This is a genomic window from Okeania sp. SIO1H4 (assembly GCF_010672695.1).
Classification (GTDB): Bacteria; Cyanobacteriota; Cyanobacteriia; order Cyanobacteriales; family Microcoleaceae; genus Okeania; species Okeania hirsuta.
In genome coordinates this window covers 1-24,218 of the sequence record NZ_JAAHGB010000055.1, presented here as the reverse complement: position 1 = coordinate 24,218, position 24,218 = coordinate 1, and the positions used below count along the sequence as shown (strand labels likewise).

19 protein-coding genes are annotated in these 24,218 nt (G+C 34.4%); 8 read left to right on the top strand and 11 right to left on the bottom strand.

Annotation, left to right across the window (positions count from 1 at the left end):
* Positions 1-28 precede the first annotated feature (28 nt).
* The 3 genes from F6K06_RS25585 to F6K06_RS25575 all read left to right on the top strand — a co-directional run bounded on the left by F6K06_RS25585 (position 29) and on the right by F6K06_RS25575 (position 3,222).
* The gene (locus F6K06_RS25585; protein ID WP_287243494.1) at positions 29-619 is read left to right on the top strand and encodes a class I SAM-dependent methyltransferase; all 591 of its coding nucleotides are present in this window, start codon (positions 29-31) and stop codon (positions 617-619) included.
* A 675-nt stretch (positions 620-1,294) separates the two neighbouring features.
* Entirely contained in the window at positions 1,295-1,870 is a 576-nt protein-coding gene (locus F6K06_RS25580; protein ID WP_124144082.1) for a hypothetical protein, read from the top strand.
* 110 nt (positions 1,871-1,980) lie between these two features.
* Positions 1,981-3,222 carry a glycoside hydrolase gene (locus F6K06_RS25575; RefSeq protein ID WP_240038858.1) on the top strand — a complete coding sequence of 414 codons (1,242 nt, stop codon included), beginning with the start codon at positions 1,981-1,983 and terminating at the stop codon, positions 3,220-3,222.
* Between the two features lie 137 nt (positions 3,223-3,359).
* Here the strand turns inward: F6K06_RS25575 and F6K06_RS25570 are convergent, their stop codons facing one another.
* Positions 3,360-9,128 (bottom strand): AAA family ATPase, encoded by a 5,769-nt coding sequence (locus F6K06_RS25570; RefSeq protein ID WP_287243496.1) that lies wholly within the window; start codon positions 9,126-9,128, stop codon positions 3,360-3,362.
* A 158-nt stretch (positions 9,129-9,286) separates the two neighbouring features.
* Positions 9,287-9,907: a hypothetical protein gene (locus tag F6K06_RS25565; protein WP_205127293.1), complete on the bottom strand. Its 621-nt coding sequence runs from the start codon at positions 9,905-9,907 to the stop codon at positions 9,287-9,289.
* Between the two features lie 126 nt (positions 9,908-10,033).
* Here F6K06_RS25565 and F6K06_RS25560 point away from each other — a divergent pair, with 126 nt between their 5' ends.
* Complete coding sequence (locus tag F6K06_RS25560; RefSeq protein WP_161564407.1) at positions 10,034-10,189, top strand: hypothetical protein; 156 nt, start codon at positions 10,034-10,036, stop codon at positions 10,187-10,189.
* Between the two features lie 85 nt (positions 10,190-10,274).
* On the opposite strand, the gene F6K06_RS25555 is transcribed toward F6K06_RS25560, so the two are convergent.
* Complete coding sequence (locus F6K06_RS25555; protein WP_124144081.1) at positions 10,275-11,648, bottom strand: radical SAM/SPASM domain-containing protein; 1,374 nt, start codon at positions 11,646-11,648, stop codon at positions 10,275-10,277.
* A gap of 154 nt (positions 11,649-11,802) precedes the next feature.
* On the opposite strand from F6K06_RS25555, the gene F6K06_RS25550 reads away from it, so the two are divergent.
* Both F6K06_RS25550 and F6K06_RS25545 read left to right on the top strand, forming a co-directional pair.
* Positions 11,803-12,069, top strand: coding sequence for a zinc ribbon domain-containing protein (locus tag F6K06_RS25550; RefSeq protein ID WP_375339373.1), 267 nt, complete (start codon positions 11,803-11,805; stop codon positions 12,067-12,069).
* Between the two features lie 621 nt (positions 12,070-12,690).
* Positions 12,691-13,374 (top strand): CADD family putative folate metabolism protein, encoded by a 684-nt coding sequence (locus F6K06_RS25545; protein ID WP_192901082.1) that lies wholly within the window; start codon positions 12,691-12,693, stop codon positions 13,372-13,374.
* A gap of 110 nt (positions 13,375-13,484) precedes the next feature.
* Here the strand turns inward: F6K06_RS25545 and F6K06_RS25540 are convergent, their stop codons facing one another.
* Positions 13,485-14,480 (bottom strand): phosphonate dehydrogenase, encoded by a 996-nt coding sequence (locus tag F6K06_RS25540; RefSeq protein ID WP_124144079.1) that lies wholly within the window; start codon positions 14,478-14,480, stop codon positions 13,485-13,487.
* Between F6K06_RS25540 and F6K06_RS25535 the strand changes: the two genes are divergently transcribed.
* Positions 14,448-14,681, top strand: coding sequence for a hypothetical protein (locus tag F6K06_RS25535; RefSeq protein ID WP_192901081.1), 234 nt, complete (start codon positions 14,448-14,450; stop codon positions 14,679-14,681). The two genes, F6K06_RS25540 and F6K06_RS25535, sit on opposite strands and share 33 nt — an antisense overlap.
* Positions 14,682-14,912: 231 nt before the next feature.
* On the opposite strand, the gene phnE is transcribed toward F6K06_RS25535, so the two are convergent.
* The 3 genes from phnE to phnC all read right to left on the bottom strand — a co-directional run bounded on the left by phnE (position 14,913) and on the right by phnC (position 17,804).
* A complete protein-coding gene (phnE, locus tag F6K06_RS25530) occupies positions 14,913-15,716 on the bottom strand; it encodes a phosphonate ABC transporter, permease protein PhnE (RefSeq protein ID WP_192901080.1) in 804 nt (267 codons plus the stop codon).
* 240 nt (positions 15,717-15,956) lie between these two features.
* Entirely contained in the window at positions 15,957-16,880 is a 924-nt protein-coding gene (gene phnD, locus F6K06_RS25525) for a phosphate/phosphite/phosphonate ABC transporter substrate-binding protein (RefSeq protein ID WP_287243500.1), read from the bottom strand.
* A 171-nt stretch (positions 16,881-17,051) separates the two neighbouring features.
* Entirely contained in the window at positions 17,052-17,804 is a 753-nt protein-coding gene (gene phnC, locus F6K06_RS25520) for a phosphonate ABC transporter ATP-binding protein (RefSeq protein WP_287243502.1), read from the bottom strand.
* Positions 17,805-18,813: 1,009 nt separating this feature from the next.
* On the opposite strand from phnC, the gene F6K06_RS25515 reads away from it, so the two are divergent.
* The gene (locus tag F6K06_RS25515) at positions 18,814-19,464 is read left to right on the top strand and encodes a class I SAM-dependent methyltransferase (RefSeq protein WP_124144075.1); all 651 of its coding nucleotides are present in this window, start codon (positions 18,814-18,816) and stop codon (positions 19,462-19,464) included.
* A gap of 67 nt (positions 19,465-19,531) precedes the next feature.
* On the opposite strand, the gene F6K06_RS25510 is transcribed toward F6K06_RS25515, so the two are convergent.
* The 4 genes from F6K06_RS25510 to F6K06_RS25495 form a co-directional block, all read right to left on the bottom strand.
* On the bottom strand, positions 19,532-20,161 hold the full coding sequence (locus F6K06_RS25510) for a Uma2 family endonuclease (protein WP_287243504.1): 630 nt from the start codon (positions 20,159-20,161) through the stop codon (positions 19,532-19,534).
* 98 nt (positions 20,162-20,259) lie between these two features.
* On the bottom strand, positions 20,260-20,406 hold the full coding sequence (locus F6K06_RS25505; RefSeq protein WP_161564406.1) for a hypothetical protein: 147 nt from the start codon (positions 20,404-20,406) through the stop codon (positions 20,260-20,262).
* A 484-nt stretch (positions 20,407-20,890) separates the two neighbouring features.
* A complete protein-coding gene (locus F6K06_RS25500) occupies positions 20,891-23,632 on the bottom strand; it encodes a CHAT domain-containing protein (protein ID WP_124154439.1) in 2,742 nt (913 codons plus the stop codon).
* 7 nt (positions 23,633-23,639) lie between these two features.
* Positions 23,640-23,969 (bottom strand): hypothetical protein, encoded by a 330-nt coding sequence (locus tag F6K06_RS25495; protein ID WP_124144073.1) that lies wholly within the window; start codon positions 23,967-23,969, stop codon positions 23,640-23,642.
* Between the last annotated feature and the right edge of the window lie 249 nt (positions 23,970-24,218).

Sequence of the window (24,218 nt, the reverse complement as noted above, 5' to 3'; positions counted from 1 at the left end):
CTCAGTCAAACTTGATGATGCCGAAAAATTGATTAATATTAGCCGTCAAAAAAATCATCAAAAAATATTAGAAATTGGCACGTTTGTCGGAGTTTCCACTGCTGTATTAGGATTGTGTCTACCAGAGTCAAAAATTGTTTGTGTCGATGCCGATCTTCCTGTAGAACTTCTCAATCTTCTTTGCGTTAAACAATTTGAAATTAAAAATAAACAAACTCATTTATATTTTGTTGAAAAAGTGCTTAAACACTTTGAATTTTTGACAAGATTTACCTTAAAACGAGGTTTTTTTTCTTGCGGTTTTCCCAACCAAGAAGATTTAGATAAAGTTGTAAATTATGGGATTAACCTTGAAGACAGAGAAATTATTGGTCGAGAAGTATGTGAAGAATATGGACCATTCGATCTAGCATTTCTGGATGCAGATCATAGAACGGAGGCGGTCAAACAAGACCTAACACTACTTTCTAGTTATATTAAACCAGAAGGAACAATAATTCTTCATGATGTTGGTTTAGATTATTGGGGACAACAAGTACGACAAGGTGTGGAATTGTTCTTAAAAGAACATCCTCAAAAAAAATTTAATGTTGAAGGTGAAATTGGCTTTATCTCTTAACGTTTTGTCAGCAACGAATGATTCTTAAAACTTACAGCAGTTTTGGAGTTGATGAGGTACAAAATTTTAGGACTTTAGGTAGGGAGTAGGGAAAAAAATATTCATCTTAAAACTGTACCTCACGCTTCCTAAAAAGTGCTGTAAAATTGGGTCAAAAATTCCAGATACCGAGTATCAAGCATTGTTTTAGTCAGATACTCGGTTGATTTTTTATATCTTAATCTTTCTCAATATCAAATTTTATAGCAATGAGCGCTGGTATCTTTACAAATCGCAGGAGGGGCTAAATAGCTAAAAGTCTTATATTATCGGCAATTTACTCCCCCAGATGAGCTGTTGCCTGTTGCCTGTTGCCTGCGCACAGCGCTATAGAAGCTACATATAGCAAAGAACGAGTTGGTATTTGACTTATGCTAGTGTTTTTCCTAATATTTCCTATTCCCTTATTACAACTTTCAATAAATCATTTTTATTTGTAACTCAAATAAAGTCATAATCAGAAATGGTCAATCTTAGTCATCGATACAAACCGAAAATTCCCTTGCTCAAAGTGAAGTTCTAAAGAAAATGAAAACTTTCCTGATCAAAGCAAAGTTCTCAAGAATAAGCTATAAGTAATAATACAATGAGGGGTATAGCCCCTCGCTGCGATGACAAATTTATCAAGGATGTCCAATGCTAAAGACTTTTCCCATTGATACAACGCGAAATATCAATCCTCTCAGCAATAACTTCAGAGTCAACAATTTCAACAGATATACCGTAGCCATTCCTGACGATGAAATGACTGAATCAGAATTCTTACAACTCTCAACAATGCCTAGTTGTATTAGCCTTGACCTAGAAAATTTAAAATCCTTTGAAGTAGTAGACCATCAGTTTAAAAATTGGGGCCTAACTTTCTCTAATGCAATTGCGATTGAACCATCAAACCCTGCTTTTGCAGTGCCTCCAGGCGTCAAAGTCTTAATGGGAGCGCCAAAAAGTGGCCTAATAGAAATTCACTTTAAATCTCCAGTCAAGTTTGTCAGTGGAGTAGTCACCAGTTCTCGCCGAACAGTCTTATCAGCTTATAATCAAAATGAAGAACTTCTGGCCAAAGACGAAACCTCCGCCTCAAACTTACTTAACTCTAATTCACATATTTCCCCAAATGCTCAATTAACTGTGAATGCCCAGAACATTCACAAAGTTAGTTTCTACGCTTTTGAGGGTCAACTAATAGTTGTTGATTTGAAGTTTGGCTTCTGAAACTCCCCAAAAGTTCCATCGAGCTTCAAGATTTGAGAACTTGTCCTAACTTTTCTTAAAAGTGCTATGATTGACTAGTATCCTGGCTAAAGTGCAGGAAATTTTATATAGTGTCAAATCCCAATCCTCTGTCCATATTTGTCCCCTGGTTACATTTTCACCAACCTCCGATTTGGAATAATGGTCAACTACAGGGCAACTTAGAAAAAATGCTTGGCAGTGAAGAAAACTCTGAAGAGCATTGGAATGCTCAATGGTTTGCTCAAGCATACAAAAATCCTGCCCGTTATGCGAAACAACTCATACAAGAAGGTCATCAACCCCGGATGATGGTAGATTACTCTGGAGTATTGCTCGAAGAAATGGCCAAACTTTCTACCAATGGCATTTTTTCTCATCTTCACGTTGATAATGAACCAGTAGGAGATGTGATTAGTCTCTGGCGAGAAGTTCTCACAGAATATTCAGACACAATAGAATTTACTGGTAGTGCATATAGTCATTGCTATTTTCCGGCCACTCCTGAACGAGACCACGAAGCTCAAATTATGGAATGGCGACGAGTCTTTGCCGATTTATTTGGGACAGAGGCACTATCGCGGATAAGAGGGTTTTGGTTGCCAGAGATGGGTATGACAGGAGACCCTGCTGAAGCATTAAAATTTGTGCGTCTGTTGAAGAAGTGCGGTTATGAATGGATTATTTTACCTAATGCAGCGTTGGAACATCCTGAAGGTTGGAGTACGCCAGAGTTAGAAAATCGAGTGCATTGGTTGGTGGTAGAGTCAGGTGGTGAGTCGGAACGTATTCTCTGTGTGGTTAGGGATACGGATATGGGTATTCGACAGCAAAGTGGTCAAAATGCTGATGGTTGTATTAGTGATGTCCGATATCGTGGGCAAGAAGTGGGAATGAAATCGCCTGCTTTGGTAGTGCCGACTTCTGATGGGGAAAATGGTAATGTGATGATGTTTGAATATTTTAAGAATTCTTTTGCTCCTCTATTTCGGGAGAGCGATCGCTGGTCTGATGTAGGTTTTCTGACTGTAAGTCAATATATCGATACATATTTATCAGAGGGTTCAGTGACAGAGGTAAGACTTAAGTCAACCGGGGGTTCGTGGATCGGCGGTCATCAGCAATGGCAAGAGGGAGACCTTAGACAACAGGTATTGGCAGCAGTTGAAAAGTTGAGTCAAGATTATGCCAAGGTTGTAGAGTCTGGTAAGGGGTCTGCTGAAAAAACTAGAGCGTTATTGTTATGTGAAACCAGTTGTTTTGTTTATTGGGGTTCTGATTTTTGGGCAGAGCAGGCAAAGTTATTTATTGAGTGGGCAAGAGCAATGTTATAGAACCTGCTTGAGATATTTTTAATTTAAAAAGACAGAGCGAAGTTTGGGTAAGTTTAGTAGAACGGAGACCAGAATAGAATATTTCACAATTACTCCTGACTTCTGAGAACTGACTTCTGAGGACTAACTCCTGACTATTAGCTCAACTCAAGCAGATTTTTTTCAGTCCAACTGTGATTAAATATTAATTCATAAATGCGGTTATGAATTTTCAGCAAATCATTTTGCTTAATTACCAGTCCTGATAAACATAATTCTTTTTCTTCTGGAATGTTTGTTCTCATTATCTCTTTTTGCTCTAATAATTGTTGATAAATTTCGAGCATTTGTCTTCTATTTTTACTATGAAAAATACGATCGCGTATTGTTTTTAAATGTTCTGGTTCATCTTGACTTTCCCAATTTTTCAGGATTTTTTCTTGTACTAAGTTTTCTATCCACTTAGCTTCACCATTGACTGGAATTGGTATTTCTGAATTACGAATTAATTGACATAGTTTTTGAGTTAAAAAAGGTTGTCCTCCAGTCCAGTTTAATATTTCTTGCAGCATGGTTTGAGGATTACTAACTTTTTCTGTTATTCCATATAATAAAGGTTGTGCTTCATGTTTTTTGAAGCTTTCTAGTTCAATTGTTTGACCAATGTTAAAAGGGGTTCTTCTCATATCAGTCATTAATTCTGAAGGAGTTGCTACCCCAAAAAAAGCAAAGGCGAGATTCTGGTATATAGATTCTGGATGAATCATTCGTTTATTGTAGCAAGAGCGTATCAGGGCAAAAAAGTCATTTACTGGAAATTTCAAGCTTAAAATTGTATCAACTTCATCAAGAAAAATGAAGACTTTTTTGATAGATTCATCGTTTTCATTATTCAGTTCAACTAATAAAATATCTTCAATAAATTGACTTAATCTTTGTACCGGAGAAATATCTAATCTGTCATTCCACCAAGTTTTTAATTTGATTAAGTTAAATTTTTTCATTAAACGAAAACTTCGCAATAGATCCACTGCTAATCCTTTATACCATTGTTCTACGGTGACGTTTTCACTACCAATTTGAGTTAAATCTATTGCGGCACAATGATGTCCTTCATGGTTGAGATGGTGGATCATTCTGACCATCAGACTAGATTTTCCCATTTGTCGGGCATTCAAAATATAACAAAATTCACCCTGTTTTAAGGCTTGATAGAGGGAGCGATCGGCTTGCCGGACTACATAAGTAGGGGAATTATTGGGCAAACTTCCACCTACTTTATAATTAAAATCAGAGGTTGGTTTGCCAGTTTTTAGTAGTTCATTTTCAAAGATTAGTTCTGCTTGAGTTGCTTTGAGAACTTCTAAGGTTTGAGATAGTTCTTTTGTGCGTTCTTCTACTCTTTGTTCTAGGGTTTGATAAAGTCGGGAATTGTCGATAGAAATTGCTGCTTGAGCAGATAAAATGTTTAATAGTTCGACTCTTTCTGAGGTGAATGTATCTGTGGTTAAATTATTTTCTAAATAAACTATTCCGCTTAATTGACTTTGATTAATTAGGGGAGTGCAGAGAATTGATTTACTTTTTGTGGCGATAATATAGGGGTCATTAATAAATTGTCCTTGGTTAGCTGCGTCGTTGAGTGCAATATTTTCTTGAGTGCGAATTACATAGTTAATAATGGTAGTTGGTAATATGGGAATTGATGTTTGAGGGTCTGTAGATTCGATGGGAATTGATTGTAAAATTGTTACTTCGTCGCTGTTTATTTTTCCTTGAGCTTCTATAACCCAATTTCCTTGATGGTAGAGAATTAAAAATCCTGTTTGTGCTCCAGCATTTTCGATGGTAATTTTCATTAAATTGTGCAGGAGATTTTCCAGCTTAATTTCACCAGAAATTGCTTGAGATGCTTTCATTACTGTGGTTAAGTCGAGAATTTCTCCATGATTACCGGAGGTAGAAATAGTTGTACTAATACCTTTTGATTTATTTTTATTTGCTACTCCTAATAAATATTGGGGATATTCCTCTTCTAATTGTTTGACTTTAGCTTTTGCTCCCCAACGGATGTAACAATGATGGGCATTTCTGAGGTAAAATTGACCTATTTCTTGTCTGTAAAGGGCAAGATAAAATTCTGCTGCTCGTTCATAAACTAAAGCTTCTTCATGGATAAATTCATATTTTTTTGCTCCTTGAATGGCGCGATCGTACAGTTGTTGCGCTTGTAAAGTTTGTCCTAATACTCGTGCTTTTTCTGCTTCTACTAAATCGTATTTGTGCTGGAAGTTTTCTGAGCAATTTCCAGTCCACATTTTCATGCTTTCCTGATTTTTTTCTACTTGTTTGAGTAATTGTTTCTGTTTAATTGGATCTGAATTATGGTAATTAGCTAGGAAAGTAAGAGATGAATAGAAATTCTGCTGAGGTGCAGGCAAGTATTTGGAACAAGCATCAATATTTTTTTGAGCTTTGATTGGATAATTAAGGGCTTTATCGTATTGTTTGAAAAAGTAAAGTAGAAATATTTTTGCAAAATAAGCTATAAATAACAACCATGTATTTTTATTTTCACTCCAGTCATCTAAATACGATTCTTCTATTGATAAAGAATCACCAATAACAATAAAATCTTTTTGCTCATTAATTAAATTGTTTACTATTTGATTACAGATATGTTGAAAATTAATACAGTATTCTATTTGAAGTTTCTGAATCAAAGGAAAATATTCTTCATCTTTTTTCAAAATATTTTCTAAACTATATCCTCCAAATAAATTGATAAGATGATAACTAATGAAACAGTAAAAAGCAAAAAGATAATCTCCTACATCTATGCCTTTTTGAAAGCCATATAAGCATTTTTTATGGACTTCAATATTTCTCAAATATTCTTTCCAATGCCATGCACAGCCATAATACATATGGATTACCAGAGCATCTAGTGAGGGCATATAATACTTATCTTGCAACTTTAGAGACAGCTGTCCAAACTGATATGCTAAGTTAGTATCGTTAGTGGGAAGAAAACTGTAAAAAATATAGCTAGCAGCTGCTTGAGAAGGATTACCATATTCAATACAGAGATTAATTTGCTTGAATATACACCAATTTACTAGAGGTGAATTGGTAGTAGCTATAGAAGGTACTATCTTTTGTAAAATTAGTATCGCCGAAGTTTTATAAGGATTTGTAAGTTTTGGAAGATGAATTAAATCCTTAATCTGTTTATTGTTTAACAGACATTCTAAATGCTTAGATTCTTGATTGGTTCTTTTTATGATTTCATCACCATCTTGAGGCACATCAATGTCAATTTTGGGTAATGCCAATGCCTTACAAAAATTTTCTATTGCTTTTTGTTGCTTCAGTTCAGCAAAATAAGATAAACTCTTAATCTCATATATCTTTACTTTATCTAAAGTCTCGTAATTTTTACTTAGCAAAATCTCAGAGCAATCTTGAACTCTTAGATAATTAGCTGTTAAATAAAGAAGTTCTAATAATTCTAGATGAATTTCAAATATTAATGAACTTTGGTAATTCCATTGGTGAAAATCTAAAAGTTTTACCCCTGTTTCTAAATACTTTAATGCTATTTGATAAGCAGTCGATGCTTTAGCTTTTTTTCCAGCTTGAAAATTTAATTTAGCTAACTCATCTTTTTCTAATTGCTCATAAATTAAGTCTAAACCTTCGTTAAGTTGATTAACAATATCAAAAATATTATTCTGTAATTCATCTTCTTGAATATTTTTTAGTAGCAAACGACCTACTTGTAGATGAACCTGCTTTTTTTCTGCTTCTGGTATCAAATAATAAGCAGCTTGTTGTACTCGGTCATGTAAAAATTTGTAGGAAATATATGTAGAATGTTGAGATGAGATGTCTGAGCTATTTGATAATTCTTCTGAACTCCAAAGCAAAGGAACTTTATAATTATTGTCTAGAGGAATTATTAAACTTTCATCTAGAGCTGACTGTATTTCTTTAGCTGTGACTGTTTGAGATTTATTATTAACGATCGCCAGAATTTCTAAATTAAAATTATTGCCGATACAAGCAGCTAATTTAAGAACTTGTTGAGTTTTTTCATCCAATTTTTCAATTTTATTTACCATCAATTCAACTACATTATCGGTAATCGATACACTTTCAATTTCTTCTATATCCCATTGCCAGTAACTAGGAGATTGAGCTGGTTTAAATGCTAAGAAACTTTCTTGATATAAATAATTAAGCAGTTGAGTGATAAAAAATGGATTGCCTCCTGTTTTTTTGGCAACTAATTCCGCTAAAGGTTTGGTGATTTCTGTGGAGCAATTTAGAGTTTCAGCGGTTAATTGATTAATATGATGAATTTTTAATGGTTCGAGGGTAATCTCCGATACTGCTACTTGTGCAGTCTGAATTTTCTCTAAAGTGTTGACTAGGGGATGAGTAGAATTAACTTCATTATCTCGATATGCTCCAATTAACAGAAAATATTGGTTGTCAGGATCTACAATTAGTTGCTCAATTAAGTTCAGAGATGGTAAATCTGCCCATTGTAAATCGTCAATAAAGATTACTAAAGGATGTTCTTTTTGACAAAAGACACTCAGAAATCTTTGAAAGAATAAATTAAATCTATTTTGATTTTCGCTAGCTCCTAATTGTTCTACTGCTGGTTGTTGAGCGATGATTTTTTCTAGCTCAGGAATTACATCAATAATAATTTGACCGTTATTTCCTAGAGCTTCTAGGATTTGATTTTTCCAATTTTGTAGGGTAGTTTCTGGTTCACTTAGTAGTTTACGGATTAATTCTTGAAATCCTTGAGAAATTGCTGAATAAGGAATATCTCTCTGGAGTTGGTCAAATTTTCCACTAATAAATTTTCCTCGTTTTTTTGTAATGGGTTTGTGAATTTCATTGACTAATGCTGATTTGCCTATTCCTGAATAACCAGAAATTAGAATCATTCCTGTGGTTCCCAGACTAACTTGCTCGAATACTGTTAACAGTTGCTCGACTTCTTGTTCTCTACCATAGAGTTTTTGAGGAATCTGAAATTTATCACAAATATCTTGAGTTGCTAAAGGAAAGTCTGAAATTTCTCCTAAAGTTTTTAATTGCTCTAGACAGGTTTGTAGGTCTGCTTTGATTCCCTGAGTACTTTGATATCTTTCTTCTGGGGTTTTTGCTAATAGTTTGTTGATGATGTTAGAGATAGAATTAGGAATATCGGGAATTAGTTGATGTAGTGGTAATGGTTGTTGGGCAATATGACAATGAACTAACTCCATGAGGTCAGTTGTTTCAAAAGGTAGTTTATTGGTTAAAAGTTCATAGAAAGTTACCCCGAGAGAATAAAAGTCGCTACGATAATCTATACCTCGGTTCATTCTACCTGTTTGTTCTGGGGCGATATATGCTAAGGTTCCTTCTAGTTGGTTGGGGGGAACGACTGTGAGAAATTCTTGGGATAAACGGGTAGATATGCCAAAGTCAATGATTTTTAGTTGTTCTGTTTGGGGGTTATAGACAATATTTGAGGGGTTAATGTCTTTGTGGATAATATTAGACTTATGAATTGCTGCTAGACTTTCTGTTGTTTTGATGGCGATGGTTAGAAAGTTTTCTAAGTTTAATTGAGATTGGGATAGTAATGATTTTAGAGATTGACCGCCGAAGTCTTCTAGAAGTATTACTAAACTATTTTCATATCTTTGTAAGTCGTAAGCTTTAATAATACTATCTGCATTTAAAGAACGAGTAATTTTATATTCTTGTTTGTAACGGGTGAGTTCAGAAGCAGTAGGGTAGTTTTCTTTCAGGATTTTCAGAATAATAGATTGATTATCTGGCTTTAGGGTGGCTCTATAAACTAAGGAGTTAGAACTTTCATAGATTTTTTTGATGATTTCATAGTCTTTCATCATATTTTATCAAGTAAGTAAGGTTTTGAGGTAGTTATTTTTACCAGTGAAGGAGTGGCTCTTCGTACTTAATTGTACCCATAAAAAAATCCCGCACTTGTTACGAGGCGGGTGAAGTCTATCCTAAATGTCAAGATTTTTAAAGATGTAATTAGCAACAACTAACTACAGGTTGTTGGAATATAAGGATTTTCTGAAAAATATGTATCTTCTTCTCTGTTAGCTATCCAATTATCCAAATCTTCTATTGTCACTGTTGAATTTCCGATTGGGGGGCATGGAGGATAGGGAATTTCAAATGTAAACAGGTATGCAGAATTGATATCTGGATCTTTCATCACTCCATTAAAAGAATTAATGTTGACATTAAATAAGTAACCAAGGAACTCAGTATCGCTTTCACCCAGTTCAAATTCGTCAAAGATAGGAAAAATATATTTTTCATTTATCTCTGGACCAAAAACAGCTTGCAGCAAGTCCCATTCTTTACCTGGACATTGAGGACTAGCTCTGAACAATTTTTTTAAATTTTCACCGACTTCATCACCTGTAGTTGGTTTCATAAAGTAAGCTTTTAATTCATTAGCAGTATTTTTTTTATCTGCATTTTCCGGACTCTCTTCATCAGCCCATCGCCAAATATAGGTAATGATTTGAGAAATTTGCTTTGCTTGCTGATAAAGACGCGTGAGAAACTCTACCGAATGAGAATTTATATTTTTTTCTCTCGATAGTTTACTAATTTTACTAGCCTTATGAAATAAATTACGACCTCCAAACATAAGTTCTCTCCTTTTTTTTATTAATTAAATCAAACCATAAAAATATCTGGGATTATCCCAAACAATTTTGTTCACCATATTCTTGAGATAACTTTTCCTTAAGCTCTACAACACTTTTAACAGTATATGACTGACAATCCATTTGTGGATAATCTGAGCCAAAAGTTAAATTTTCAGAGCCAAGTAAATCAACTATTTGAGAAATACAAGGTACTTATGGATCAACCGCAATATATTGACGACAAAGATACTCTATACATCAGTATAGATAGCATATCTTGAGACTTCCCAATGTTAATTTTTGTATTTTTCATTCAACCGTCACCAGACTCTAAAAGGCCCACCTGCAGTTAAGGATGAAACTTTATTAAACTTGAGAATAAATTTCTGTGACTGTAGTACTCAGAACTTGACATTCATCTTTTGTTTCTCTATTAATAACTTGTGACATCCACATATCACAATCTTTACAAGCTGTTCTTTTTTCTAATTCATTCAATATTAAATCTCGTCGCAGTTGCTTAAATAATTCTCCAGACCAAATTTCTTGTAATGTTTGTTGATGATAATCTCCTAAACTTTCAATATCTTTGTCAAAGCCTAATCTAAATAAAGTTTCTATACAATAATATATTCTGCCATCGGGCAAGACTGCCATTTCTATAAAAGGAAATAAACAAGGCCACCTTTCTTGAGCTTTTTGTTGATAATATTGGAGAGATTTTTGTACTGCTTGATTAGTTTTTTTGAGTCGCATATTGGTTTGTTGATATTCGGCGACATTTAAAATAAAAATACTATTTACTTTCGATAACCAACGATTAAAAAATAGTTGTTCTTCTGCTTCTGTTACATCTTGATTTCTGACAAAGGATGTTCTGACTTCACAGGAAATTCCTAATTTATCTCTAATTTTCAGGAAATTAATTACATTAGATTCTACTCGGTTAAAATCAGCTCCTCTAACTTTTAAATAAGTTTCTGGAGTTGCTGCATCAATACTAATATCAATACTGGTTAATCCGGCTTTTAATAATGCTGTAGCTCTAGTCTCATCCAGCAGTTGACCATTAGTTGTCAGATGAACTTTAGGAACTCCTTGCTGTCTACAGAGTTGAATAAAATCTATAATTTGAGGATGTAGAAGAGGTTCTTCAACACTGCCAATAAAAATGGTAATTCCGGCTTTGCCACAGTCTTGTGCTAGTCGTTCCATCATTTGCCAAGACATCTGTTTTTTCCCTTGAAAAAAGTCTGTGGTATGAGTTGGTTTTAACAGAGAACTGTGATAGGGACACATGACACATTTGAGATTGCAGGTATTACCGACAATTACTCTGACATAAGAGGGATTAATTGCTTTTCCATAATGGTCAGTAAAGTAATGTAGTTGTTCATCAATATCAATTTCAGATATTAAGGTCAAAGGAATGCGATCGTTTTTTTTACCTGTTAAGAAATCTTCAATTTGTGGCTGTAATTTATGCCAGATGTTACTGAATTGTTGGGGATATAAATAGGCTAATATCGGATAAGTGGGTAAACCTAATTCTGAGAGAATAGGCAAAGTTGGTTGAAAAACAATTATGGAATTATCTTCTTTGGCTGTAAGTAATAATTTTTCTAGGCTTTTTGGATGTAAAGGAATACCATGAGGGGGAATTTCTAGTACCCTATTTGGTATTTTCCAGTTATCATCGATTGGGGTAGTTAATAGTTTTTGAGGATCGTTGATCATCATTTTTTTGTTACTTGATTAAGATATGTTTATGGAGTCTGTTAGTATTTTAGTTATTGTTTTTCAAAAAAACATCCCGCATTTGTGATGAGGCTGGTACAGTCTATCCTAAATTTCAAGATTTTTAAAGATGTAACTAGTAACAACTTGCTGTTAGTTGTTGGAATATAAGGATTTTCCGAGTTCTAACTGTGGTCATGTAGTAGAAAAATTACCTCTAAAGATTAGAGAGTGGGATTGTCACTCCTGTGGTAGTCACCATGATAGGGATATAAATGCAAGTATAAATATTTTGGCTGCTGGGCTAGCAGTGTCAGTCTGCGGAGCGACCGTAAGATCTGAAGGGAACAAATCCCAGAGGACAGGTGCGATGAGGCAGAAAACCCCTAACAGCAATGCTAGGGAATCCCGCGCTGTCTCGTAAGAGCAGCGTCGGGAGGATGTCAACACTCTACTTTGTGTAAGTCCCATTATTGAATTCTCATTCCTGACTTCAGCGATCGCTATTTGAAAAGTTTTAATTATCAATTTCAGCTTCTAATTTTAAATTTTTCAACTTTGTCATCAACCTCTGACAAAAAACATCAAAAAAAGCCTCAATTAGCTAACGGAGTTTCAATAGTTTCAGCTTTCCCATGATAAAATTAATAGATAATAATCCAAGGGTATTTGTGACTTGATAAGATTTTTAAGCCCAAAACCATGATTATTTCGTTGTTTTTCAAGAAATTACCTGATATTTATTCAACAAAGATTGACTAATTTTCATCAGTTGCTCTAACAATGGTTTGACGTAGTTACAAATATATGGTAATGGCTAAATATCTTCCAAACTATAGCACTACATCTTTTAGTGAGGACGATAAATTTTAGTTATAGCAGTACGCAAATAGGTTAGGGCAATTGTAAACACTCAAACTCAATCAGGGATTACTTCTGACTTCTGACTTCTGACTTGCGCGTAGCGCTATAGAGCAACATATGATAATATCCATATCTGAAACTATTAATTTACTAAATAAGTATGTTGCTTCAAAATACACAAATGACTGCACAAGATTTCCTTGCACAACTTGATGAGATTATTGAAAAACAACATTTACTTAAGCATTCTTTCTACCAAATGTGGAATGAAGGAAAACTTTCTCTAGAAATGTTGCAAGAGTATGCTCAAGAGTATTATCTACAAGTTCATTATTTCCCCACTTATGTTAGTGCTACTCATGCAGCTTGTGATGATTTAGAAACTCGTAAAATGCTCTTGGAAAATCTCATGGAAGAGGAAATGGGAGCAGCAAATCATCCGGAATTATGGTTACGTTTTGCGGAAGGTTTGGGTGTAAAACGAGAGGCAGTTAAGAATAGGCAACATTTAGCAAAAACCAAGGAATCTGTAAGTATTCTCAAAGAGTTATCCCGCAGTGAAAATCCGGCAAAAGGTTTAGCTGCTCTTTATGCTTATGAGTCTCAAATTCCTGAAGTAGCTACTACTAAAATTGCTGGTTTGAAAGAATTTTATGGCATTAATTCTGAATCAGCTTTAGCCTTTTTTCAAGTACATGAAAAAGCTGATGAAATTCACAGCCAAGTTACAAGAGAAGCATTAGTAAAAATGTGCGAAACTGATGTTGAAAAACAGGAAGCATTATCAGCAGCAGCTAAGGCAGTAGATGCTTTAAATTTATTGCTTGATGGTGTTTATGAAGAATATTGTCAAGCTGTAAATTAACTAAATTTACAATCAAAAGTTTTAAATAATTAGGTTACTGATGAGAGACTAGGGGTTTTACATATCTGCCTCTAGTCTTTTGAATAGTAATTATTCAAATTGATTCTATATTATAGCTTATTAATTGCTCCTTGAGGCATATTTCCTGATAAAACTTGAATAATATTTTTAGCTGCTTCAAGAGCAATATCATGGCGAATTTCATCAACAGCGGAACCTATATGAGGTGTAAAAAAAGTCTGATTTTTCTCGGTTATTAATGCCTCACAAATGTCTTGAGGACGATGAGGAATTGCCCAATCTTCCATCTCAAATACATCAGCAGCATATCCAGCTAAATGTCCTGATTGAATTGCTGAGGCGATCGCTGTCTCATCTACAACTGACCCCCGACAAGGATTAATTAGGAAACTGTTTGGTTTCATCTGAGCTAAGGTATCTTGATTAATCAGATGATAGGTATTAGGAATTAAGGGTACCATTAATACTACATAATCACTAATTGTTAAGAGTTCTTCTAAAGACACTCTAGAGATTTTCCAGACAGTTTCTTGTTCTACAGATAAGGGAATAGGATCGCTGTAGAGTAAATTCATTTCAAATCCTACTAATCTTTGAGCTAAAGCTTTTCCTAATTTTCCCATCCCTACAATTCCTAGGGTTTTATGTAATAATCCGGTACTATAAAGTTGTGGTTTCCATCCTTGAAAGTTAGTATCACGAATTAGGCGATCGCCTTCTAACATTCGACGACCTAATCCAATTAGTAAACCAATGGTTAATTCTGCTGTGGGTGCTGCTAATAAATCGGGAACAATTGTGAACCAAATACCTCGTTTTGTACAAGCATCTATATCAAAATTATCATAACCTCTTAAAGCTCCTGCAATAACTTTTAATTGGGGACAAGCATCTAAAAAACTCGATTCAATATAGTCAGGCATAAATACCATTAAACCTTCAGCTTCTTTAGTTCGTTTGATAATTTCTTCACGAGATAATGTGTCTTGAGTTTGATTGAGAATAACATCACAACTTTGACTCAAATAATCAATAACTTCAGGATGAATCCAATGGGTAATAACAACTTTAGGTTTTTTATTCATAATGAGGAAGGAGGAAGGAAGAAGGAGGAAGGAAGAGGGAAGAAGGAAGAAGGAGGAAGGAAAAAGGAAGAAGGAAGAAGGAGGAAGGAAAAAGGAAGAAGGTTGATTTTTAATAGTAAACATCAAAAACCGAGTTTCTGGCTTCGCCAGCGTAATACCACATTAAAAAAAATGCTACAAAAAGATAGCTGCTCTAATTAATTTTAGATAGTTATATCTATCGTTTGGGTGCATCTCAATGCAAGAATAAAGCCAAAAATTTATAGTTTTTAGGCAACAGGCAACAGGGAATAGAGAATAGGGAATATATAGGAAAAAAGTATTTTTGCAAATATGAGATGCACCCTATAGTTTTTCCCTTTTTTTCAATATTTACTCCTTCTTCCTTCTTCTTTGTTCCCTCTTCCTTCTTCCTTCTTTCTTTGACTAGAATTAAATAAATTTTTGACGTAAATAATTACTTAAACTATCAACTAAAGTAACCATTATTAACACAACCAATAAAAGTGCGGAAACTTCCTCATATTTGAGTAAACGTAAGGCTCCAATAATCTCAAACCCAATGCCACCAGCTCCCACAGCACCTAATACCATTGAAGCTCGAAAATTGTATTCCCAACGGTAAAAAGTCACATCAGCAATTTGAGGAAAAATTTGAGGAAAAATGCTATGAAAAATAATTTGTAAATGATTAGCACCTGCAGATTTTGCAGCTTCAATCGGAGAATTATCTGTATGTTCTATAGCTTCAGCAAAAAATTTTCCCACCATACCAATTGAATGAAATCCTAATGCTAATACCCCAGGAAGTGTGCCAAATCCAACTGCTGCCACAAAAAGAATTCCTAGAATTAATTCAGGAATTGCCCTGGCTATATTTAGAATCATTCTTGATAGGAAATAAACAAAAGGATGAGGTGTAGTATTACGAGCAGCTCCTAAAGAAAGGGGAAGAGAAAGAGCAATAGCCATACCTGTTCCAGCAATACTCATAGCAATAGTATCAACTAAAGGTTTAATCCAGTCTAGAGCGCGACTAAAATCTGGCGGAAACATTTCTCCAACCATGCCAATTAAGTCAGGAACCCCCTCAGATAACCGTTGTCCATCAAGTAATCCCACACTCCCAAAGCTCACTAAAATAATGCCTAACAAAGTCAATGTTTTAGTCAAAGAAATATACCAACTTCTTTGTTGTTGACGGAGCAAACTATCAAATTTATTAGAAGTAACCATTATTTCAGTTATCAGTTATCATTTATCAGTTGTCAGTAAAGATAATTTTTAGAAGAAAATTGACTAATTTTTGTAAACATTCAGCGGTCAGCGGTCAGCCATCAGCCATTAGTTATTGCTTTTCGTTTTACATAAAAGCTTCATTGAAACTTGAGCTGCTTAAGAGCAGGGTTTAGAATTAAATATTACTATACTAATCCGGGTCTTATAGCTGATAGCTGATAGCTGACAGCTTATTTATTATTTACTCAATTCAGCAAAATCAAGATCGAGTAATTTTCCTAAGTCTCTCACCACATTATAATCTTCATCTGTAATTGATTGAAATCCATCTGCTTTAAATGGTTTTAGTATCGCTTCATCTTCTAATTCTAAAAATGCCTGTTGAATTTGTGCTTTAAGTTCAGGTTCTAAATCAGAACGCATTGTCCAAGGATATTGAGGAAAAGGTTTAGATTCAGCAATAATAATTACCTTATTTTTATCAATTGTTCCCCTCTCAACTAAGGCAGTGAAAATGGGTTTGCTCAACCCTCCCGCTTGTGCTTTTCCATTAGCAACAGCAACAGCAACAGCATCATGGGCACCCGCAAAAACTTCTTCATAATTTTCCCCTGGTTTTAATCCTTTTTCCATTAACATTGACTTGGGAATTAAGTGACTAGAAGTAGAAGCTTGATCGCCATAGGCCATAACTTTTCCTTCTATTTTTTCATAGGAATCAATTCCTGATTCTGCATTACCAATAACTAGAGCTTGATAAGTGGTTTTTCCATCTTTTTCTAAAGCAGCAAAGGGTTCAATATTACTTTTAGTTTTGGCTAAAACGTAAGATAATGGACCAAAATAGGCTAAATCTAAACGTCCTTTGCTAGCCACTTCAATCATAGAAGAATAATCAGTGCTGACAAATAATTCAATATCTTTACTTAGTTTATTTTCTAAATAAGTCTCAAGTCCTTTATTATTTTGAATGACAGTAGCTGCAGATTCATCTGGTAATAAAGCAACAACTAATTTATCAGGGTTAGCTTTTATATCTGCTTGTGTAGGCTGATTTTCTGTACTTGATGTTTGAGTATTAGAATTACTACAACTCACTAAACCTAACCAAGCCAAAAAAACCACTATCAAAAAATTTTTTTTGAGGATTAAACTTAACATAATCTGTCTTGACTAAACAATTAATGAAATAATTATAAATCTTGTCTATCAAAAGTCAATCCCTTTTTTTTCTAATGTGTTATAAATAACATTTATGCAGTTTTACTTAAAGGTAGAGTTAGATATATAGCAATTTCCAAAGTTATGAGGTAAAGTTGTTTTTCTTCTTTTCTATTCCCTATTCCCTGTTCCCTGTTCCCTTTGATAAATTTCTTCAAGTTGTTGGTTTTTAATCTCTGAAGGACTACCATCAAAGAGAATAGTCCCTTTACCTAATCCAATAATACGATCAGCATATTCTAAAGCTAAATCAACTTGGTGTAAACTAACTAAAGCTCCAATTCCATCTTCCTGACAAATATTTCGTAAATTGGATAAAACTTGATGAGAACTGGCAGGATCTAAACTAGCGATCGGTTCATCAGCTAAGAGAAATTTAGGTTTTTGGGCCAAAGCACGAGCAATTCCTACTCGTTGTTGTTGTCCTCCACTTAAAGCTTTCACAGGTGTTAAAGCTTTGTCTAATAAACCTACTCTTTCTAGACAGTTTAAGGCAATATATTGATCTTTTTTAGGAAGAGGGAATAAACTTCTCAGGGTAGAATGATAAGCTAAACGACCTACTAGAACATTTTTCAGAGCTGTTTGTCGAGGAATTAATTGATGTTGTTGAAAAATCATTCCTGTCCTTTGACGATGTTTTTGTAATATTTTGGGGTGATGTAAATTACTGTTACCTTCAGTAATGACTTGACCACTTGTAGGATGAGTAAGAAAGTTTATACAGCGTAAGAGGGTAGATTTTCCCGCCCCAGAAGACCCTAAAATTACCGTGAATTCCCCTTGAGTAAATTCAACAGAAATGTTCTGTAAAGCTATTGTGCCATCTTGGTAAGTTACCCCCAGATTATTCAGAGAAATCATAATGTTTGATTAGTTAAATGATTAATTAATTTTTCCTAGAGTTTACTTTTTATATCAATATTTGGTCAAGTATATAGCAATTCCCAAAAAGCGTGAGGTACAAAATTCCTTGGTTTTAGGGAGTAGGGAGTAGGGAGTATTCAATAATTAATAATTAATCATTAATAATTACCTCTTCTTTTCAAGGAGAGGATTGACTCAAAGGAAATTTTTTTCTTGTTTCTCCTTTAAAGGAGAGGCTTTAAACCTTAATTATTCGGTAACTCTGGTTTTGTAGGAATCGATAAATAAGAAAAAAAACTGTACCTCATTAGCTTGGGAAACGCTATATTTTGTGAAATTTTTGTCTAAATATCCCCAAGTTAAGTATCTATATTAAACTTCTCCATAAAATAGGGAGTAGGAATAAATAATTGATGTATCTAGTGTCGCTACGCGGAAGTTAAAAGTTAAAAGTCAAAAGTATTGATATATTGAAAAAGTTTAGGCAAGCTATAACCTTCAAAAATTGATGAAAAAATAAACCTCAGTATTTCAAGGTTATAGCTTTAACTGGAGGTATACCAATTTGATAAATGTTTGCTACAAATAGCTAGGGGAATTTTTTAGGTGTCAACCCACCCCTAACCTCTCCCAGGAGGGGAATTCAGGAGTCAGAATGAATAGCTTCGATACCATTTATTAGTTAAAAACTTATCTTATTAGTCAAAGAGACATCTCCTTTCAACAATTAATAATTACCTCTCCTTGAAAAGAAGATAATTGACGCAAAAGGGAAAATTTTTTCTTCTCTTGGTCGATTGGATATGGCGAGGAAACCCGCTCTTGACAGAGCCGCTCCGCTAACGCCATCCCACCCTTCGGGAAGCTGCGAAGATCGACCGCTTTTTTCTCCTTTAAAGGAGAGGTTTTAAACCTTAATTATTCGGTAAAATATTTTGACTGCCCTTATTATTAGTAATATTCTTTTTTCAAATTTATAGTACTAATAACTGATAACTGAAATAACATGAACGAAATTAAAATTCAAAGGCAATACGATGAACTTGCTAATATTTACGATTTACGCTGGCGTAATTATATAATTAATACTCTTACCTTTCTACATAATTGGGAGCAAATTGAGCCACAAGCAAGTATTTTAGATGTTGCTTGTGGCACTGGGGAATTTGAAAGACTTTTGCTTGACAAAAATCTAAAACAAGAAATTATAGGAGTTGATATATCTGAAAATATGTTAAATGTAGCTAGGAAAAAATATCAGGCTTATTCTAACGTTAAGTTTCAACAAGCATCTGTTCATTCATTGCCATTTAACAGTCATTCTTTTGATGTAGTTGTATGTGCTAATTCTTTTCATTTTTTTGACAAACCTCAAGTAGCATTAGGAGAAATGAAACGGGTGCTTAAACCAAATGGTAAAGTAATAATTATTGACTGGAATAAAGATTATTTTGTCTGTAGAATTTGTGACTGGTTCTTACAAATTTTCGACCCTGCTCATCAACAATGTTATACCCAAGCAGAATTACATCAGTTATTAGTATCTGCTCAATTTGAAGTACATTCTGCAACTAAATTTCGTTTAGGAGTTATTTGGGGAATGATGGCTGTAACTGCATTTTTTAGGAGTCAGGAGTCAGGAGTCAGGAGTCAATAGAAATAGCCTATATATCATTTATTAGAGTTATTAGAATAAAACTCTGTTTTTAGTAAAATAGACATTTCTAGGTAAATTTTTCTAACCATTGACGAAATTCACGGAGTAAAGCATTCTCTCCTTTTTCTCCTCGCCTAATGAGAAAGTTTAAAATAACTGACTTGGATAAAATTGGCAAAACATTTGACTTTTCTCGCTCCTGATAACTCCCATTTTCCAAACAATAAATAAATAATTTTTCTCCATCAAATCTCCATATTTCTCGGATACCTAAAGCAGCATAAATTGTTAAACGGTCTAAAGAACTGCTGGTAATATAAATCTCAATTGCTAAATCTGGAGGTGGGTCGCGATCTAAATCAAATTTAATTTTACCTCGTACTAATTCCTCATTGGTGATGTAATAACATTCATCTGGTTCAACCCCTTTTTGCAAATCTTTTCGACTTAATGTTGTCGAACCAAGACTCGATATTTCTAATCCTAATACTTCTGTAGTTGTTTGTACCAGTCGTCCTAAAAAACCTTTATTAATTTCATGTTCTGGTAAGGGAGTCATAATTTCTAATGTACCTTGGTCGTAGGTCAATTTTTTACCAGGATTTTCTGCTAAATCTAACAATAATGCTTGATAGGTTTCCCATTTAATTCCTGTTAATAGAGTTGAATTTTCTGGTTTTAATAGAGTTTTAGTCATGGTAATTTCAGTGAGGGGAGCCTTCAAAATCCCCCTTTCCAAGGGGGATTTAGGGGGATTTTAAATGTACTTTGTAACTGTGGGATTTGCTATAGTATCTAATATTCAAATAATTCTCTCTGCTCAAAATTACCTTGAGAATATCTAACAAAAGTTTCATCTTGGATACTGCCATAAGTGTTTTCAATAAATTCATGCCAAGACTGATTTTCAGGTTGGTTATTATCTTGAATTAAATTAATCATTGTCCCCAAAACCTGTTTTTCTTCTGGGGTTAAGTTATTAATAATTTATGCTAGGGATTTAACTAATTTTAAATTCATAAAAACCTCTAATAATTACTTTGGAAGGATATGGCAGTTTGTAGGTTGGGTTGAGGTAACGTTAGCGCAGCTTATCCGAAGGATAAACCCAACTCTAACTGCTTGTTTTAAATTTGGTATTGTTTGTTGGGTTTCACTTCGTTCTACCCAACCTACTGTTACTCAAATTAATTAATGTCACTTATCGCTACATTTGTCAAAGGAAAATCTAAGAGGTTGAATAGAAAAGTATAAGTACCTCACAACAAGAGGTGGCAATGCAATTTTTTAATGATGTGTAGAGGGAGAAATGGGTTATAAAAAACTGATAACTGATAACTGAACTGTACCAAGTATCAAAAATGCTGAAATAGAGAAAACTCACGAAATTGAGTTTCAAAAATTTTTTTATCTTAACGGTTCTAGCTTAGTATACACAAGGCCCCTGTAGAAGGGAAGGTGCCAATCCAAATGTGTATTCACCAGAAGTTAGGTCAGAGTCATCCAACCATTCCACTTCACGCCATCCGACTTCGTTACAGAACGCTTCCCATACTTGTTCATTACATTCTCTCGTACTAACCAAATTCTGATAAGTTCCCTCTAGGACAGAAAAGCCAAACTTACCTTTACTATATTTTACCCAAATTTGGTCTATTTTTCTAAGTATTGAAAGTGGAATCTCCTCATGAATATCTTCTTTGTGAATATTGTTTAATGCCATTACTTGATACAAAATAAATGCTGTCTCTTCATCAGCTTTTATCCATTCATCTTGACACAAATATTCTTCTAATTTAACATAAAAATTATCCTCTGATAGTTCAGTTTTGCTTTGCCTAAGTTCAGACTCATAAGCTTCATCAACTTCAGAAAAATCAGCATCAAGCATTTGATAAAACCCCCGTCGAAATCTCTGAGAATTTTCTTTGTTAGCAAACATTAAACGGAAAATCTCACGCCATTTTTCCTGACTTCTATTGTCTCTCCTGCCCCATACCTCAAACAACTTTTTCAAACCTTTTTCATACAAAGAATAAACATCAGGAACTCCCGGCAATTTAATACTCGAAATAATACGAGGTAAAATCCGCGAAACTCGATAAAGACGCTCAGATTCTTCTACTTCCGAACTAACCTCTATCAAACCTAAATCAATCCCTCTATTTAGTTGTTCTTTATAACCAGAAATAGACTCACAAACCGCCTCTAAAGCTAACATCGGTACAGGAATTTCAAACACCAAACAATGACTCAATACCCGCACAATTTTTTTATCAACTTGTGCATAAAGTTCAGACAAAATAATCTTTCCTTGCCAATCTTCAGAACCAGATTCAAGCTGACTTAACTTCTCCTCAATATCCTCACAACCAAGCACATCTTTATCCAACCATTCCAATAAACGAGCATTTCCATCTGCAAGTTTTAACGCTCTTGCGATTAACTTTTCATCAACTTTTCCCGACTTAAAATTCTCCAGACGTTTCAACTTTTTCTCTAAGTCAGCTTTTCTAAATGCGTCTAAACCTTGTACCCAAAACTCATTTAATAAATCAGATTGAAACTCATAACGACAAGTAATAATAATTTTTTCCCTCGCACCTACTTCTCGAATTGCAAAAACCAAAGCATTTAAAACTTCTGCCGCTTCAGGTTTCAAAACATATCCGCCTTCACGAGGTTCGAGATTCCATTCAAAGTCATCGAAAAGAAAAAGAAAAGGTTTTTCTCCAGCTTCAATCAAATTTTCAAACAAATCTCGCAACCTATATTTAAGTTCATCTTGGTTATTCTTTAAGGCAAAACGTAGGTCAGCATCTCTCAATTTATCCGCCAATTTTTCCACTAAATTAGAATTATCAATTTGTCGCCACCATAAAACATTTTCATATTCCGATAAACGTTCCCAAAGTCGAGAAGCAATGGTACTTTTTCCCAAACCTCCCATACCATGAATTAATACTCCCAACTTCTCATCCAACTTAAAAGCACGGAGACAATTTTGTAACTGACGACGACGGCCAACAAAATCTTGACGAGTAGCAACCCTAAGTTTGCCTTCTGGATCTCTAAATTCAATAGTTTTCTGGTAACGGGGTGCAGGTTTTCTACCTGGTTTTCTCAAGGGAGTTACTAACGCTCCCGGTAAACTACCCGCCACATAAAGTCGTAATTTATGCCAGTCTCTAGCATTAACCTTAATTAATTCTTGGTAAGTTTCCGCTAATGCTACCGTTACTCCCTTACCAGAAGACAATCCCTGATATAGTTTTGCTGCTGCTGTCGTTGCGTCTGTATCTAATACCCGATCGCCCCATCCTAAAACTGCTGTTGCACCTTGACTTAATAAAGATTCTGCCATTGACGGAATATTTTCCCGATGTGAATATCCACTCCCACAACCGGATAAAAAAATCAGTTTTGGGTGCTGAAATTGTAACTCTGTAGCAATATCTTCGGCACTACTATATTCTGCTTCTCCATATTCTGTCTCAGTAACAAAGCAAGGTTTATTGTTCCGAAGTTTTGCATGGCCTGTGAGATGAACAACATCAAAAAAATTCTCTTCCTGACTTTCCACTAGATAACCTAACTCAGTCAAACAACCACTTTCTTCTACTTCTAAATATAGAGGCGATCGCTTAGTTGCCTCTAAAATACTTCCCTCCTCCGCTTCAAAATCAAGTTCAGAAAAATCGTCTCTCGTATTGCGGGGGGAACTTGCAATAAACACAACATTTAATGCTCGGTTATGAGGTTGATTTTGAAAAAAAAGTTGTTGATTATCTGTCATCCAACGAACAGGAATAATGGCAGGTTTACGCTGAACTAAAAATCCATTATCATCATGGAGCAACTCCCAAGGTAAATGAGCTAATCTTTCGGAAGTAGAAATTGCTAAAACAATTCCTTCCCGTTGATTTTTATCTAATTCTCTTTGCAAAATACGGTCATTTCCATCTAACCAATTATAAAGTCTTTGACCAGTTTTGGCGTATTCGTCTGGCAGTCTAGTGTAATAACCTCTCTCTAACTTTTCAATTAGAGCAGAAATTTCTGTCAGAGATAATTGATAAGATTGGTAATCATTGGGATTATTCCAAAAGTATCGGAATTGGGCATAATCATCCCCTATTAATTTCAAGTTTAAGTGGAGAATTTGCATAGCTATTTTATCCGAAACTTTCCAAAATATCTTTGATTTGTTCTACAGTTGCATCTTTCAGTAAAAGTCGCTTTTCTCCAGAAACAATTTCGACCTTCTCTAGTTTTTTCTCATGTTTTTTGAAACACTGAAAAATCTTCTCTGCAATGGTTAAAGTATTATTAATAATAACAGAAGTTCCTGAACCAATTCCAACTATTGTCAGAATGGTTGCTAAATCAATCCCTTTTTGATTGCCATCTGCATCTATTTTATAACTACCTTCTATACCTTCAATTTCCAGAATTTCTTCTGTAGCTTGGACAGCATCTAAACCATCAATAGCTATTTTAAGCATTATTCAACTCACCAACTTTTTTGATTTGATTATAACAGATACAGGACTTATACCAATTTTCTCCTTCTTATATCATGTCCGTTTAATTAGTGATCAAAAAATCATCTTCTCACTTCTACGGCCAGGGAAAACGCATCTAATTTTTTTGACAAATGACCAAAAATAAAATTTCAAATGGAGAATATGCGATCGCGTTGCGGACTGGCAGTCTATCGCTTCTCAAATCACTGTCAAAAATACCAAAATTTT